Source organism: Pseudomonas massiliensis, assembly GCF_000826105.1.
Classification (GTDB): domain Bacteria; phylum Pseudomonadota; class Gammaproteobacteria; order Pseudomonadales; family Pseudomonadaceae; genus Aquipseudomonas; species Aquipseudomonas massiliensis.
On sequence record NZ_CCYK01000007.1, the window covers coordinates 440,059 to 455,065 of the forward strand.

A 15,007-nucleotide genomic window follows, 5' to 3' on the forward strand; every position below is an offset into this window, starting at 1 on the left:
TCTTGTAGGAAATTTCCTGCAAGGCGGGTAAGGTGACTCGGTCAATTTATCAGGCGCACACAATGTCCAGTTGCACCGCCGCCCATGGCCTCCTTCCTGGCCAGGCCCGTTGAGCCATGGCCGGCCCGGTTTTCCCCTGGCGTAACGACAACCGCTTCGAGCTGCTTATCGATGGGCCGGCGTTCTTTCCTCGAATGCTGGCGGCCGTCGAGCGCGCTGAAGGGCAGGTCGACCTGGAGCTGTACCTGGTCGAGGCAGGCCACTGCGCGGATGCGGTGGTCGATACCCTGGTGGCCGCGGCGGGCCGAGGCGTGCGGGTGCGTTGCCTGTTCGATGGCTATGGCAGCCTGGCCTTCGTGAACCCGGCGCGCCAGCGTTTGCTCGATGCCAGCGTGGAACTGCGGCTGTATAACCCGGTGTCCTGGCGCCGCGGGGGGCGCAACCTGTTTCGCGACCATCGTAAGCTGCTGTTGGTCGACCAGGCCCTGGCCGTGGTGGGCGGCACCGGCGTGACCGATCAGTTCTGGCAGCCTGAGGCGGCCAGCAGCGAATGGCACGAAGTGATGGTCCAGATGCAGGGCCCGGTAGTGGCCGACTGGCAGATGCTGTTCGACCGCCAGTGGCGCTCCAACAACCGGCGGACCGCCTGGCGCCCGCCGACCCACTTTGGCTTGCCCAGGGTACCGCGCATGCCACCCAGCGGCGACGGCCTGGGCCGGGTGGCCTATTGCGACGCGCGCCAGCACCGCGACATCCTGCGCTCCCTGGTGCGCGCGCTGCACGCGGGGCAGCGCCGCATCTGGCTGGCCACGCCGTACTTCCTGCCTACCTACAGCGTGCGCCGCTCCCTGCGCCGCGCCGCCCAACGCGGCGTGGACGTGCGCCTCTTGCTCACCGGCCCGCGCACCGATCACCCATCGGTACGCTACGCCGGCCACCGCTATTACCCCAAGCTGCTACGCGCCGGGGTGAAGATCTTCGAATACCAGCCGTGCTTCATGCACTTGAAAATGGTGATGGTGGACGACTGGGTCAGCATAGGTTCCTGCAATTTCGATCACTGGAACCTGCGCTTCAATCTCGAAGCGAACATCGAAGCCCTCGACCCCGCCCTTACGGCTGCGGTGGAGGCCAGTTTCAGGGCGGACCTGGCCCAGAGCGCCGAGATCACCCAGGAGCAGTGGCAGGACCGCCCGCTGTGGCGCCGCGCCAAGCAGCGGATGTGGGGCTGGCTGGACCGGCTGGTGGCCAATTTGCTGGACAGTCGGGGGTGAGCCAGTGCGCCTACGCCGCCTCGACCTGAACCTGCTGATCGCCTTCGACGCCTTGCTCAGCGAATGCAGCGTCAGCCGCGCGGCCGAGCGCTTGCACCTAGGCCAGTCGGCGACCAGCGCGGCGCTGGCTCGGCTGCGCGAACATTTCGACGACCCCTTGCTGGTACAGGTGGGGCGGCGGTTGCAGCCCACGGCCAAGGCAGCGGCCTTGCTGCCCAAGGTGCGGCAAACCCTGGCGCTGGCACGGGAGCTGCTGGAAGAACCCACTGACTTCGACCCCGCAACCTGCGAACGCAGCTTCACCCTCGCGGCGTCTGACTATGTAATCGCGGTCCTTATGCCCGCGCTGGCGGCAACCCTGGCGCGTACGGCGCCGAAGGTACGCCTGAGCCTGCGCGACCTGCCACCGCCCCGGGAACAGGATGTGGTGAGCGAGGCCTTGGAATACCGCCGTTGCGACCTGGTGATCGTGCCTGAGCGGCGGCATAACCCTCAGTTTCCCCAGGCGCCCCTATTGGAAGACCAGTGGTGCTGCATGGCCTGGTCTGGAGCCTCGCCGTACGCGCGGGGATTAAGCCTGGCCCAGTACGAGACCGCCGAACATGTGGTGCGCGCTTTCGCCGACGGACGCACCCTGGGCATGGATGAACTGCATTTGCGGGAGGTCGGCCTGGCTCGGGAGGTAGTCGTGCGCCTGGAAAGCTTTGCGCTGATGCCGGAGTTCATCGTGGGCACTGAGCGTATCGCCACGCTGTTTCGCCGCCAGGCCGAGCAGCTGGCCCAGCGTTACCCCTTGCGCCTGTGGCCGACACCGGTGGACTTTCCCCGCGCCCTGCAGGTGATGCAGTGGCATCCTTATCAAGACAGCGACCCTGCGTTAGCGTGGTTGCGCAAGGTTTTGAGTGAGCTGGCGCGGCCGGTAGCCGCCGTAGCAGCCGGCCTTGGCCGCGACCCGGCCTGACGCCGCGCCATGCCCGGTCGCCGCCGAGCTGCAATCGCCCCGTCAATCAGCCGCCGATATCGCCCACCAGGCCGGCGGCTTCGATAGCAGCCAGCGCGCAGCGCTCGTCGTTATCGGAGGTGTCACCACTGATACCTAAAGCCCCGAGCAGGCTCCCCCCGGAGTCGCGAATCAGCACGCCACCGGCCACCGGCACCACCTGGCCGCCGGTCAGGCTGTTGAGGGCATCGAAGAAGGTCGGCACGGCCTGGGCGCGGCGGGCCAGCTCACGACCGCCGAAGCCCATGCCCACGCAACCACGTGCCTTGGCCGTAGCGATCTGCGGGCGCAGGAAGCTGGCTTCGGGGTGGCGCAGCACGGCCAGGGGATGGCCGTGGCGATCCAGCACTGCCGCGGCCAGCGGTTGATAACCCTGTGTCACGCCTTCGGCAATGGCGCGGCGGGCGAGGATCAGCGCCGTATCCAGGTCCAATAGGCTCATGCGCGCACCGCTCCGTCTTTGAGGGCGGCCAGGGCTTGCACGCGGTCCCGGGTATAGAGGTCAGTCCATTTCAGTGAATTGAAGTCCGACACTTGCTTGGGGTTGTAGGCCGTGCGCTCCAGGCTCACCGGCTTGCCCGCCTTGTACACGGCGCGCAGGCAGTCGCGGTCGATCAGGCGGCGCATATCCTCCAGCGGAGAAGCCTCGAAGATCAGCAGGTCAGCCTGCTGGCCGACGGCAAGCGTGCCAAGCGTGTCGCCGCGCGGCATGCAGCGCGCGCCCACGGCCGTGGCCGCGTGCAAGGCTTCGGCCGGAGTGAAACCCAGGCGGCTGACCAAGAGCTCGGCCTCGCGCCCATGCCATTCGCCATAAGGGGTGACCGCAAAGCCACTGTCGCTGCCGCAGGCGAAGGGCACCCCGGCCGCCTTGGCCCGGCGCAGCACCGCGCTGCCCACTTCCAGGGTGCGCTTGCAATAGCCGGCGTAGCCCGTGGTGATGGCCGGGTCGTGGGGCTGGCAGAAGTCCACCGTGTTCTGCGGGAAGGTCATGGTGGGGGCCAGGATGCTGCCGCTTTCGAGCATGGCCTCGATGCAGGCATCGTCCATGTAGAACGCGTGGAAGATCAGGTCCACGCCGGCCTTGGCGGCATACATCACCGCTTCGCGGCCATAGGCATGAGTGGCCACCTTGCAGCCCAGCCGGTGGGCTTCCTCGACCATCTCCCGGGTTTCGTCGGCGGTGAAGGCGGCGATGATCTCGCCATTGGGCCGGCGATGGGTGCCGTCCATGGCGATCTTGATCAGGTCCACCCCATCCTTGGCCTGGGTGCGAATCTCCGCTATGGCCTCGCTGCGGCTGGTGACCAGGCGGGCGGTGAAGTACTCGGGCGCGCCCACCCGGCTGGGGAACCAGTCGTTCAGGCTCTGCCGGTTGGTGATCACGCGGCTGCTGGCGGCCACCCGCGGGCCCTCGAACAAGCCTGCGTTGATGGCGTTGCGCACCGAGATGCTCAACTGGCCGCTGTCACCGGGGCAGACCATGCTGGTGACCCCGGCGGCCAGCACATGGCGGGCGAAGAACATGCCGCGCAGGGCGCGGAATTCATCGCTGGTCCAGATATCGATGTCTTCTTCGCTCTGGGCGTTGCCGAAAGCCAGGTGTGTATGCACGTCCACCAGCCCGGGCATCACGAAGGGCGCGATGCCTTCGACTCGCTGGTCGCCTGGCCGGGCCACTGGAGCTTCGGCCGTGGGCCCTACGTAGGAGAACAGGCCGTTCTCGATAACCAGGGTCTGGTCTTGGCGAGGGGCAAGGTCGATGCTGTCGAACAAGGTGTGGCAGCGCAGGTGCAAGGCGGACATGGGCCAATCCCTTTCTTGTTATGGAGATGGCCCAACCTAACCAGAGGCGCTCGGCGCCAACAGCAAAACCCTTCGATGGCTAGCCATCGATGCGATCGATAGCTCAGGCGGCGCGTGCTTCCTGTTCCAGGTCGCCGATGGCCAGGCTGATCTGGTCGCGCAGCCAGGCGTGCATCGGGTCACCCTCCAGGGTGCGGTGCCAGAGCATGTACTCACCCATTACCGGTATCTTCACCGGCGGCGGCAGCAGGCGCAGCGGCAGGTGCTCGGCCTGCAGGCGCGCCAGGCGGCTGTGCATGGTCGCTACCCGGTTGGTGCCGACCACCAGGCGCGCCAGGGTATTGAAGTCATTGGTGATCACTTCCATGCGCCGGCTCACGCCGTACTGGGCCATGAACCAGTCCTCGATGCTCAGATGGCGCGTGCGCCCGAAGCCGACCGACACATGGCCCAGGCTCAGGTATTGCTCCAGGGTGAGGTGATCGCCCACCTGATCGTTGCCGGCCCACACCACGCACACATGCTCTTCCTCGAACAGCAGCCGCGACGGATGCTCCGGGAGGATATAGCGCTCAGGCACGATCATCAGGTCGATTTCGCCACGGGCCAGCAGCTCGCCGGAGTTATCCCCAGGGCTGAGCATTTCGAAGGTGATGTTCGGCGCCTGCTTGTGCAGCTTCTGCAGCACATTGGAAAAGAGCACGCTGATCAGGTAGTCGGACGTCACCAGGCGAAAGTGCCGCTTGCTGGTGGCCGGGTCGAACACCGGCTTGCTGGTGATCGACGAGCGGATCTTGAGCAGTACCTCGCGCACTGGCTCGGCCAACTGCAGAGCATAGGGCGTGGGCTGCATCTTGCGCCCGACCTGCACCAGCAGTTCGTCATCGAAGTACTCGCGCAGCCGGCCGAGCACGCCACTGGTGGCGGACTGCGTCATGTGCAGGCGTTCGGCGGAGCGGGTGATATTGCATTCTTCGAGCAAGACGTCGAGCGCGACCAGGAGGTTCAAATCCAGGTGGTGGAATCGCATGGCACGGTCCCTGTGGGTTGTTGTAGTTATTTGGCCGATACGTTGCGGGCTGGGGGCGGCTTCGTCAAGGGCCGGGGTACAGGCGGCGGGCTGGCGCGTGAGTCTGATTGCTGCTCCAATGCCTGGCATGGCGCAAGGAAAGGGCCGCCCATAGCCCTGGGATCGCTGGCCCGCCAGCAAGGACACGCAATGTTCCAGATTGACCGCGACAGCAAGACACTGCTGGTAGACCAGGTTCGCCAGGGCATCCTGGGCGGTATCGAGACCTTCCACTGGGTGCAGGGCTCGCGCCTGCCCTCGGTGCGGGCACTGGCCCGGCAACTGGGCGTGAGCGTGTTCACCGTGGCCAGCGCCTATGAGGGGCTGGCGGCCCGGCAGGTCATAGAGGCTCGCCCGGGCGCGGGGTATTTCGTGTTGCCGGTGAGAGGCGATGAGCCTCTTGGCGAGATGGATGAAGCCGTAGGCCCCGCGAACGTGCAGGGCCACTTTCTCTATCGCGCCCTGGACCCTGTCCGGTATGAATTGCCGGTAAGCGCCGGCTACCTGCCGCCCGACTGGCTGGCCGACGCCGTGCCGCCCACGGTTACCGGGCGGTTGGTGCGTAACGCGCTTGCCAGTAGCAGGCCTGCCCCGGCCGCCGGCAGCGATGAGCTGCGTGGGGCCATCGCCCGCAGACTGCGCGACCTGCACATCGACGCCAGCAGCCAGCAGGTGGTGATGACCCTGGGCGCGACCCACGCCCTGTCCATGATCCGCAAGGTCGTGCTGCGGGAAGGGGATTACCTGCTGGCCGAGGACCCCAGTTACCTGCTGCTGCAGCTTAAGTCGATCAAGCAGCCTGACTTCAATCTCATCACTGTGCCTCGCCTGCGCGACGGGCCAGACATGGACGCCTTCGAAGCGGCGGTGGCCCGCTATCGACCGCGGCTGTTCCTTACTCAAACCCTGGTGCACAACCCCACCGGCGGCAGCACTTCGCCGAGCAAGGCCCAGCGTATCGTGTCCCTGGCCGAGCGCTACGATTTTCATGTGGTGGAAGACGACGTCTATGGGCCGCTGGCCTCCCAGCCCACCCCGCGCCTGGCCAGCCTGGACGGCCTGCGCCGCAGCTTCTATGTCAGCAGCTTCAGCAAGGTACTGAGCCCCGCCTTGCGCGTGGGTTACCTGGTGGCACCCACCGCTTTGGTCGAGCCCTTGGTGGAAGCAAAAATGTGTGACCTGCTGTGCGGCTCGGCCCTCGATGAAACCCTGGTGACCGATACCCTGCATGCCGGTCGCTACCAGCAGCACCTGATCACGCTCAACCAGCGAGTGATGCGCGCGCGGGCCACGGCGCGCCAGTGGTTGAGCAAGGCCGGGGTGATCTTCGATGACCGCAGCCCTGACGGGCTTTTTCTCTGGGGCCGGATGCCGGATCACCTCGACCTGCCGAGTATGATCGAACAAGCCCACCATGCTGGCATCTTCCTGGCGCCCGGGTCGCTGTTCAGCCATGGCCGGCACTATGACCGGCATCTGCGTTTCAACGTGGCTTACTGCAACGTGCCAGCCTTCAAGGCCTTCTTCCAGGCACAGTTGGCGCTGGCTCGCGCCACCTGATGGCCACCTGCGGAAGAGCTTGATGAGGGCTCGGCTCAACAGCGCTTGGCCAGCCACACCAGCAGGATGACCACAGCGCATACCGCCGGAGTGCCCCAGTTCCAGTTTTCACCCATCAGGGCGATGGCGAAGAGGAAAGTAAAGAACGGCTGCAGCAGTTGCAGCTGGCTGATCCGCTGGATGCCGCCGAGCGCCAGAGCGCGGTTCCAGGAGAAGAACCCCAGCAGGGAGTTGATCAGCGCCAGAAACAGCAAGGCCCCCAGGCCCTGGCCGCTGAGCTGGTCGGGGATGGTGGGGGTGTACAGCCAGAGGCTGGCCGGCAGCAGCACCGGCAGGCTGACCACCAGCGTCCAGCACATTACCTGCCACCCCGGCAGCTCCTTGGACAGCGCGCCGCCCTGGGCATAGCCGAAGCCGGCCAGCAGAACCGCGCCCAGCAGGGCCAAGTCACCCAGGTAAAGGCCAGACAACGACGTCGTCAGCACCATGTAGCCAGCCACTACCATGAAGCCCAGCCCCGAAACCGACCAGAACGCCGCCGATGGCCGGGTGCCCGTGATCAGGGTGCCGAAAATGGCCGTGGACAGGGGCAGCGCCGCCAGTACTACGCCGCCATGGCTGACCGGAACGTACTGCATGCCCAACGCGGTGAGAATCGGAAACCCGTAAACGATGCCGGTAGAGGTCAGCAGCATGCGCTTGACCTGGGATCGATCAGGCCACTTGGCTCGGCCCAGCAACAAAAACGGAATGGCGGCCAGCGCCGCCAGTACCGAGCGGAAAAACCCCACCTGCAAAGCGCTCAGCTCGCCCGCAAGCAGCTTGGCCGCGGGCAGTGTCATGGCGAAGGCCGCGACTGAAACCAGGCCCAGCAGGTACGCCTGGGTGTCCTGGCTACGGGCGTCCGGTTGGGGCGAATGCGAGGTCGCTAGGGTGGCGTGCGTCATGCTGGCGGTTCCTTCTAAATGCGATGCGCCCCCATATGGGCGCTGTACACAGGGTAAGGCGCGGGTCACAAGGCGTACCTATACAACTGGCCGGCACAACGCCGAACTGTGCAGGCGGCCGAGCAGGACAGTTGCCACTGCTTCCCAAGTTGAGCATCGACCGCGACGGCGCCGGTGCCCTGGCCGACCGCATCGTCAACAGTTCCGGAACCGTCCAGAGCGACGGCGACATGCGCCTGGCCGCCAGCACGCTGGAAAACGTGCGCGCGATCCTGACCACCAATGACGCGGGCACCTACACCGCGAAGGTCAGCGAAATTGCCTGTATCGAAGGCGTCAACGCAGGGGACTGTGGCGGCAAGCGCAACCACGTGTGGGAAATGGTGTTGCGCAACAAGCTGGAAGTCACCGACGCCAGCGCAGCCTCGGCCATCACCGCAGGTGGCAACCTGGCCGTGAAGGGTGGCGACCTGCTTAACCAGAGCAGCGTCATTTCCGCCGGTGGCGACTTCACCGCCGACCTCGACAACCTGACCAACAGCGGGGTGGAAACCTCCGATACCGAACGCTCCCGGGTTTTCCGTACTCAGCGCACGTCCAACGTAGGGCCCTATGCGGCCTTGGCCGATGCGGTAACCGACCCCTATTGGTATGAGAGCAGCGGGTACGACCCTAACAACCTGAGCGGCCTAGAGGACGCCGTGGCGCGCTTCATCGCCGCCACTGAAACCGAACTGACCCAGTTCAACAGCACACGCACGCTGTCTGGCGGCGACCAAAGCTATGCCGCCGTGATCCAGGCCGGTGGCGCTGCAAGGGTCAACGCACGCAACAACGTGGACAACAGCGTGGTGCGCGCGGGCTACCACTATGTGGGCAGTGGTACTCGAACGGATACCACCGCGGCGGGCACCCGTACCGCCACTATCGTGACCCTCAACCCACAGCTGGCCCCGGACCTCGCTCAACAGCAGGTCAACCCCTTGACCCTGCCCGGATTCACGCTACCCACCGGCCAGAACGGCCTGTTCCGGCTAAGCGGGCAGGGCGGCAGTGCATCTCAGCCGGCGCACAGCCAGGGCGCCCTGCAAGACTGGACGATTGCAGGGGCCAGTGTGTCCCTGGCCCAACGTGAGCAAGCCCTTCCTGAGGTGGCGGGGAGTAACGTCCAGCTGGGTAACGCGGCACAAGTGACAGCCAGCAGCGCCCAGTTGGCGGCGGTCACTCGCCAGAATGCAGGCATCACCGGCCAGGCCACTAGCGTCGGCCAACCCGTTGACGGCGGTTCAGATAACGGCGCCTCCCCTGGCCACCAAGCCAACTCCGGTGGCACGAACGCCGTTGGCAGCCTACCGACCGTGCAAGGCGTGCCCAGCTCAGCGGCACGCCCTACGGCCAATAAATACCTGATCGAAACCAACCCCGCACTCACCGACCTCAAGCAGTTCATGAGCTCGGACTACCTGCTCGGCAGCCTGGGCTACGACCCGGACGCCAGCTGGAAGCGACTGGGCGACGGCCTCTACGAGCAACGCCTAGTTCAACAAGCCATCACCGCCCGCACCGGCCAGGCCTTCCTCGACGGGCAAACCTCCAATGAGGCGCAGTTCAAGTACCTGATGAACAACGCCATCGCCAGCAAGGAGGCGTTGAATCTTAGGGTGGGCGTAAGCCTCACCTCCGAACAAGTGGCCGCGCTCACCCACGACATCGTGTGGCTGGAAGACGCGGTGGTGAACGGCGAGCACGTGCTGGTGCCGGTGGTGTACCTGGCCCAGGCCAGCGGCCGCCTGGGCCCGACCGGCGCCTTGATTGCCGGTAATGATCTAAGCCTGATCGCCGGCAAGAACCTGGACAACGTCGGCACCCTCAAGGCCAGCAACAACCTTTTGGCCTTGGCGGGTGGCGACCTGGTCAACAGCGGGTTGGTCGAAGCGGGCAACCGACTGCCGAGCAGCGTTTCGAACGGCCGAGCTCGGTGCCGGGTTGCGGTAGCCTCCACCGCGCCGCTCACCGTGGTGGCCCGCTACGCCTTGTGACGGACAGCACCGCCGCGATGGTCGTGGGGGGAGGTGGCTTGCAACTGCCAAGCTCCCAGCCGCAGACTCCCTCCGTTTTTGTCCGCTCACTCACCTCCCAACAACCGATACGCCTCATTCTTCGTTTCACGCGTAAACGGACAGTCACATGCTCCGAACATCTCGGCCATGCGGGCCGCCCTTGAACCCGCCAGGGCATCCAGACCCATCAGCACCTGGCAGCGGCTATCTGCTCTGGAGCCGGATGACGTCCTTTCATACCAAGTCACCGCTAGCAACATATTCAGCTTGCAGCACTCGAGATAAGTCATAAAGCGCTCGCTATCGTGTATGTACAGGCGTACATACAAGGTATAGCATGAAGTGTGAGTGGGACGAGGCTAAGAACCAGTCGAATATTCGAAAACATGGCATCGACTTCGCCGACGTGGCTGAAATGTTCAAACATCCGATGCTTCTTACTCGCGACGATAGGGTGGGATATGGCGAAGACCGTTGGCTCGGTATTGGCTGGTTGACGGCTCTAGTTGCCGTTGTCGTCTATACCGAGCGCCATGGAAATGTCATCCGCGTCATTTCCGCTCGAAAAGCAACCAAACAGGAGGCTTAGTGTTATGTCGAAAGCATCGGGAACTGACTGGGAGCGTTTGCAAAGGCTTGGCGATCAGGACCTAAACAAAGATGACATTCCGGAGCTGGGCGATGATTTTTTTCGGCGAGCAGAGCTTCGGGTTCCTGCGAAGCAAGCGGTGACGATCCGCCTCGACGCGGATGTATTGGAATGGTTCAAGGCCCAAGGCGCTGGCTACCAGACCCGGATCAATCAGCTGCTGCGGCAATACATGCAGGCTCATCGAGGTTCATAGCCTCGGATATCGTGGAGCGAAGGTCAGAGCGCCCCGGGCCGTTAGGGTCTGTGTGAGAAGTCTTGAGACGAGGGGCAGCCAAGGCGAAAACAGCCGAGCCAGCGACGTTTACGGATTGTAAATGAGCATTTCAAGGCTGTTTTCAACGCCTCATCACCAAATATCAAGGCTTTTCACGCCGAATCTAGGCCCAGGAAGCCCCGTCAGCTTCACCCAATGAACAACCGGTACGCCTCATTCTCCGTCTCATCCGTAAACGGGCAGCCGCAGGCATTGAGGAAGCCAGCGATACGCTCGGCACCGCAGCCAGGCAATTGCTCAAGGCCCATCAGGACGCGTCCGGCATCGGCCCCATGGTTACGGTAATGGAAGAGTGTGATGTTAAGGCTAGGGTCCAGGGCGTCAAGGAAGGCGGCGAGGGCGCCCGGGCGTTCCGGGAAGGTGAGCCGATAGAGACGTTCCTTCAGCCCGGCGGGGGCGCGGCCCCCTACGGTGTGGCGCAGGTGAAGCTTGGCCAGTTCGTTGTCCGTGAGGTCCAGCACTGGGTAGTCCAGATGCCGGAGTCGGGATACCAAGGCTTGACGGGCATCGTGTTCGGGGTCGGTTTGCACACCTAGAAAGATATGGCCATGGGCACGACCTTGGCAGCGGTAATTGAACTCGGTGATCGGCCGCTTGCCCAGCGCCTTGCAAAAGGCGCGCAGGCTGCCGCGCCGCTCCGTCAGCGTCACCGCCAGCAAGGCTTCGCGCCCTTCGCCCAGGGCGGCGCGCTCGGCCACATGGCGCAGGCGGTTGAAGCTGATATTTGCGCCTGAAGTGATAGCCGCCAGCACCTGGCCTTGGCAGCCGGTGCGCTCGACATAACGCTTGAGCCCCGCTACTGCCAAAGCGCCGGCCGGTTCGCAGATAGCGCGCGTGTCGTCGTAGATGTCCTTGATGGCCGCACAGATTTCATCGGCGCTTACGGTGATCACTTCATCCACAAGGTGGCGGCATAGCTCGAAGTTATGTTCGCCGATGCGCGCCACGGCCACGCCATCGGCAAATTGCCCAACCTCGTTGAGCGTTACCGGTTTCCCCGCGCTCAAGGCTTGTTGCAGGCAGTTGGAGTCATGGGGTTCAACGCCGATGATGTGAATGTCGGGCCGCAGGTATTTCACATAGGCGCCCACGCCGGCGATCAGACTCCCGCCGCCTACGGGCAGGAAGATGGCGTCAAGCGGCCCCTGCTGCTGGCGGAGCATCTCCATGGCGACCGTGCCCTGCCCGGCGATCACGTCGGGGTCGTCGAAAGGGGGCACGAAGGTCACGCCTTGGCGTTGCGCCAGGGCCAGGGCATAGGCCAGGGCCTCGGGAAAGGCATCGCCGTGGAGGATCACCTCGGCGCCCCGGCTGCGTACCCCTTGGATTTTCACGTCCGGCGTGGTCACTGGCATCACCACCTGGCACGTTACCGCCAATGCCTGTGCGGCCAGGGCAAGGCCTTGGGCGTGGTTGCCGGCTGAAGCGGTGATCACACCTGCCTGACGCTGGCTTTCGCCAAGGCGGGCCAGGCGCGTGTAGGCCCCTCGAATTTTGAAAGAAAACACCGGCTGCAGGTCTTCCCGCTTCAGCAGCACTTGGTTGCCCGAGGCCGCGCTGAGCGCTGGGGCGACTTGTAAAGGCGTTTCCACCGCCACGTCATATACCGGAGCCGACAGAATGCGGGTTACGTAGCTTTTGAGTAGAAGATCGAGGCTGCTTCGTTGCGCAGCGTTCAGGGCCTGGGCTGTGTGGCTCGAGTTATCAGGGCTATTTCCGGGAGTGGTGAGGCTGTACATGCTGTCTCTCGTTTCAGGGCCTCGAGACAGTGAACCACCCGCCTCGGAGGCGGGTGGGGTGCAGATGAACGCTAGCCCGCCAGTGCTGGAATGGCGGTGATAATGATGCTGCTGGGCATAGTGCGGAGGTTGATCATCAGAACTCAGGCCTCAGCCGGCTAAACGACCGAGCGGTTCAACAGACCGCCCTGCAGATGAGGCCGCCTTTAGGAACTGCCCAAGATCGCCTCTATGATCAGCAAGGCGCGCTTCTGCTTGCCGTTGGGCATCAGTGAAAGCCAGGGATTTGGATTCGCGCTTGGTTTTGTTCATGTACCCTCCCAGCTTGGATAGTCGGGTTGATACTATTACCGGAGGATCGGAATGACAAGGCGATTTTCGCCGTTGTAATAGAAGCCAAGCTTCTTGTACCAAGCTACAGCTCCTTCGGCCGGTTTTTCGATTTCGATACAGGTGCAGCCTAGCGTTATTGCGTAGGCTCGTATAACAGTAAGTATTAGCGGCGCTACTAGCCCTTTTAGAGAATGTCTAGGCATGGGATTGCCCTCGAGCAGGATGATCTTGATACAGAGCTTGCTTCGCCTTGGAGTCGCATAACAAAGTCCGCATAATTCACTGGCAAACCATAGCGCCACATCTATGCCTCTTGGGTCCTTCTCTTTCCAGCGATGAATGTCTTCCCACGGGAAACAGGCCAATCCCTGGGGCCAGAGATAGGACGCCTCCAATGCATGATGGTCGATAGGGGTGAAGCGAATTCTTGAGACATCTATGGCCATTTGTTTCAATGCCAAGTCGCTCAAAATAATCCCATGAGCCGTTTTGAATGCCATGGAACGAAATTGTCCATATTTAAGCAAATAATAACTGCTAGCCATCTTTCGCCCTAAGTCTTCCAAGGGCGCTATAGTAACTACTTGCCTGAGTTCCCTTCTTCCAAGAAAGCGGTATAAACGAAGATTCAACCTATAGAAAATGTAAGAGCCGATGTCGCATTGCGAACATCGGCTCTCAGGGCGCTGCGCTTATAGCAACTTTACCAAGGCGCAACCCAAGCCTTGAGTGAAGTTACCGCACCTCCACCGCCAGGCTTTCGGCGATCTTGCCCTGCCAGATGGCCGGGCCGGTGATGTGCACCGACTCACCCTGGCTGTCCACCGCCACGGTGACAGGCATGTCCTTGACCTCGAACTCGTAGATCGCTTCCATGCCCAGTTCCTCGAAGGCCACCACGCGGGCGCCCTTGATGGCTTGCGCCACCAGGTAGGCGGCACCACCCACAGCCATCAGGTACACGGCCTTGTAGTCCTTGATGGCGTCGATGGCGGTCGGGCCGCGCTCGGATTTGCCGATCATGCCCAGCAGGCCGGTCTGGTCGAGAATCTGCCGGGTGAACTTGTCCATGCGGGTGGCGGTGGTCGGGCCGGCCGGGCCTACCACTTCTTCGCGCACCGGATCGACCGGGCCCACGTAGTAGATGAAGCGGCCCTTGAGGTCCACCGGCAGGGCTTCGCCCTTGTTGAGCATGTCCACCATGCGCTTGTGCGCGGCGTCCCGGCCAGTGAGCATCTTGCCGTTGAGCAGCAAGGTTTCACCCGGCTTCCAGCTTTGCACGTCTTCGGGAGTGATGCTGTCCAGGTCCACCCGGCGCGCGGAAGGGCCGGCTTCCCAGACGATTTCCGGGTAGGCGTCCAAAGGCGGAGCCTCCAGCGCGGCCGGGCCGCTGCCGTCGAGCACGAAGTGGGCATGGCGGGTGGCGGCGCAGTTGGGGATCATGCACACCGGCAGCGAGGCGGCGTGGGTGGGGTAGTCCATGATCTTCACGTCCAGCACCGTGGTCAGGCCGCCCAGGCCCTGGGCGCCGATGCCCAGCTGGTTGACCTTCTCGAACAGCTCCAGGCGCAGCTCCTCGATACGGTTCTGCGGGCCGCGGGCCTTGAGCTCGTGGATGTCGATGGGGTCCATCAACACTTCCTTGGCCATGACCGCGGCCTTCTCGGCGGTGCCGCCGATGCCGATGCCCAGCATGCCCGGCGGGCACCAGCCGGCGCCCATGGTGGGTACGGTCTTGAGTACCCAGTCCACGATGGAGTCGGACGGGTTGAGCATGGCCATCTTGGACTTGTTCTCGGAGCCGCCGCCCTTGGCGGCGACGTCCACCTCGACCGTATTGCCCGGCACGATGGAGTAGTGGATCACCGCCGGGGTGTTGTCCTTGGTGTTCTTGCGGCTACCGGCCGGGTCGGCCAGGATGGAGGCGCGCAGCACGTTCTCCGGCAGGTTGTACGCACGGCGTACACCCTCGTTGATCATGTCGTCCACGCTCATGGTGGCGCCGTCCCAGCGCACGTCCATGCCTACCCGAACGAAGACCGTGACGATCCCGGTGTCCTGGCAGATCGGCCGGTGGCCGGTGGCGCACATGCGCGAGTTGATCAGGATCTGGGCGATGGAGTCACGGGCGGCGGGAGATTCCTCGCGCTCATAGGCTTCGTTCATCGCCTGGATGAAATCCACGGGGTGGTAGTAGGAGATGTACTGCAGGGCATCGGCGACACTCTGGATGAGGTCGTCTTGCTTGATCACGGTCACGGGCGCGCTCCTCTTTGACACGGGAACATTTCTAGAC

At 63.7% G+C, this 15,007-nt stretch carries 14 protein-coding genes; 6 read left to right on the forward strand and 8 right to left on the reverse strand.

Annotated elements, in window-relative coordinates; translation table 11 throughout:
• Nucleotides 1-116: 116 nt before the first annotated feature.
• Together BN1188_RS12890 and BN1188_RS12895 are read left to right on the forward strand one after the other, a co-directional pair.
• Entirely contained in the window at nt 117-1,274 is a 1,158-nt protein-coding gene (locus BN1188_RS12890) for a phospholipase D-like domain-containing protein (RefSeq protein ID WP_040261876.1), read from the forward strand.
• A gap of 4 nt (nt 1,275-1,278) precedes the next feature.
• Nucleotides 1,279-2,235: a LysR family transcriptional regulator gene (locus BN1188_RS12895; protein WP_052469263.1), complete on the forward strand. Its 957-nt coding sequence runs from the start codon at nt 1,279-1,281 to the stop codon at nt 2,233-2,235.
• A gap of 46 nt (nt 2,236-2,281) precedes the next feature.
• Here BN1188_RS12895 and BN1188_RS12900 read toward each other — a convergent pair whose 3' ends face one another.
• The 3 genes from BN1188_RS12900 to BN1188_RS12910 all read right to left on the reverse strand — a co-directional run bounded on the left by BN1188_RS12900 (nt 2,282) and on the right by BN1188_RS12910 (nt 5,107).
• Nucleotides 2,282-2,716 (reverse strand): GlcG/HbpS family heme-binding protein, encoded by a 435-nt coding sequence (locus BN1188_RS12900; protein WP_040261877.1) that lies wholly within the window; start codon nt 2,714-2,716, stop codon nt 2,282-2,284.
• A complete protein-coding gene (locus BN1188_RS12905; protein WP_052469264.1) occupies nt 2,713-4,077 on the reverse strand; it encodes a metal-dependent hydrolase family protein in 1,365 nt (454 codons plus the stop codon). The genes BN1188_RS12900 and BN1188_RS12905 overlap by 4 nt, the downstream gene beginning before the upstream one ends.
• A gap of 103 nt (nt 4,078-4,180) precedes the next feature.
• On the reverse strand, nt 4,181-5,107 hold the full coding sequence (locus BN1188_RS12910) for a LysR substrate-binding domain-containing protein (protein WP_040261878.1): 927 nt from the start codon (nt 5,105-5,107) through the stop codon (nt 4,181-4,183).
• A gap of 189 nt (nt 5,108-5,296) precedes the next feature.
• Here BN1188_RS12910 and BN1188_RS12915 point away from each other — a divergent pair, with 189 nt between their 5' ends.
• A complete protein-coding gene (locus tag BN1188_RS12915; protein ID WP_040261879.1) occupies nt 5,297-6,706 on the forward strand; it encodes an aminotransferase-like domain-containing protein in 1,410 nt (469 codons plus the stop codon).
• 35 nt (nt 6,707-6,741) lie between these two features.
• Here BN1188_RS12915 and BN1188_RS12920 read toward each other — a convergent pair whose 3' ends face one another.
• The gene (locus tag BN1188_RS12920; RefSeq protein WP_052469265.1) at nt 6,742-7,653 is read right to left on the reverse strand and encodes a DMT family transporter; all 912 of its coding nucleotides are present in this window, start codon (nt 7,651-7,653) and stop codon (nt 6,742-6,744) included.
• A 131-nt stretch (nt 7,654-7,784) separates the two neighbouring features.
• Here BN1188_RS12920 and BN1188_RS21955 point away from each other — a divergent pair, with 131 nt between their 5' ends.
• The 3 genes from BN1188_RS21955 (at nt 7,785) to BN1188_RS12935 (ending at nt 10,558) form a co-directional block, all read left to right on the forward strand.
• Nucleotides 7,785-9,692: an S-layer family protein gene (locus tag BN1188_RS21955; RefSeq protein ID WP_052469266.1), complete on the forward strand. Its 1,908-nt coding sequence runs from the start codon at nt 7,785-7,787 to the stop codon at nt 9,690-9,692.
• Nucleotides 9,693-10,050: 358 nt separating this feature from the next.
• Entirely contained in the window at nt 10,051-10,302 is a 252-nt protein-coding gene (locus BN1188_RS12930) for a BrnT family toxin (RefSeq protein WP_040261880.1), read from the forward strand.
• Nucleotides 10,303-10,306: 4 nt separating this feature from the next.
• A complete protein-coding gene (locus BN1188_RS12935) occupies nt 10,307-10,558 on the forward strand; it encodes a BrnA antitoxin family protein (RefSeq protein WP_040261881.1) in 252 nt (83 codons plus the stop codon).
• A 209-nt stretch (nt 10,559-10,767) separates the two neighbouring features.
• Here the strand turns inward: BN1188_RS12935 and ilvA are convergent, their stop codons facing one another.
• The 4 genes from ilvA to BN1188_RS12950 form a co-directional block, all read right to left on the reverse strand.
• A complete protein-coding gene (gene ilvA / locus BN1188_RS12940; protein WP_040263920.1) occupies nt 10,768-12,318 on the reverse strand; it encodes a threonine ammonia-lyase, biosynthetic in 1,551 nt (516 codons plus the stop codon).
• A 210-nt stretch (nt 12,319-12,528) separates the two neighbouring features.
• On the reverse strand, nt 12,529-12,690 hold the full coding sequence (locus BN1188_RS21705; RefSeq protein WP_187375326.1) for a hypothetical protein: 162 nt from the start codon (nt 12,688-12,690) through the stop codon (nt 12,529-12,531).
• A 35-nt stretch (nt 12,691-12,725) separates the two neighbouring features.
• Nucleotides 12,726-13,211, reverse strand: coding sequence for an N-acetyltransferase (locus tag BN1188_RS12945; protein WP_232430924.1), 486 nt, complete (start codon nt 13,209-13,211; stop codon nt 12,726-12,728).
• A 235-nt stretch (nt 13,212-13,446) separates the two neighbouring features.
• Nucleotides 13,447-14,970 (reverse strand): fumarate hydratase, encoded by a 1,524-nt coding sequence (locus tag BN1188_RS12950; RefSeq protein ID WP_040261883.1) that lies wholly within the window; start codon nt 14,968-14,970, stop codon nt 13,447-13,449.
• Nucleotides 14,971-15,007: the final 37 nt, after the last annotated feature.

What these genes read in the sequence shown, in the direction of transcription:
- BN1188_RS12890 (WP_040261876.1), top strand. Translation starts at nt 117, where the DNA reads ATGGCCGGCCCGGTTTTCCCCTGGCGTAACGACAACCGCTTCGAGCTG.
- BN1188_RS12900 (WP_040261877.1), bottom strand. Translation starts at nt 2,716, where the DNA reads ATGAGCCTATTGGACCTGGATACGGCGCTGATCCTCGCCCGCCGCGCC.
- BN1188_RS12905 (WP_052469264.1), bottom strand. Translation starts at nt 4,077, where the DNA reads ATGTCCGCCTTGCACCTGCGCTGCCACACCTTGTTCGACAGCATCGAC.
- BN1188_RS12910 (WP_040261878.1), bottom strand. Translation starts at nt 5,107, where the DNA reads ATGCGATTCCACCACCTGGATTTGAACCTCCTGGTCGCGCTCGACGTC.
- BN1188_RS12915 (WP_040261879.1), top strand. Translation starts at nt 5,297, where the DNA reads ATGTTCCAGATTGACCGCGACAGCAAGACACTGCTGGTAGACCAGGTT.
- BN1188_RS12920 (WP_052469265.1), bottom strand. Translation starts at nt 7,653, where the DNA reads ATGACGCACGCCACCCTAGCGACCTCGCATTCGCCCCAACCGGACGCC.
- BN1188_RS12930 (WP_040261880.1), top strand. Translation starts at nt 10,051, where the DNA reads ATGAAGTGTGAGTGGGACGAGGCTAAGAACCAGTCGAATATTCGAAAA.
- BN1188_RS12935 (WP_040261881.1), top strand. Translation starts at nt 10,307, where the DNA reads ATGTCGAAAGCATCGGGAACTGACTGGGAGCGTTTGCAAAGGCTTGGC.
- BN1188_RS21705 (WP_187375326.1), bottom strand. Translation starts at nt 12,690, where the DNA reads ATGAACAAAACCAAGCGCGAATCCAAATCCCTGGCTTTCACTGATGCC.
- BN1188_RS12945 (WP_232430924.1), bottom strand. Translation starts at nt 13,211, where the DNA reads ATGGCATTCAAAACGGCTCATGGGATTATTTTGAGCGACTTGGCATTG.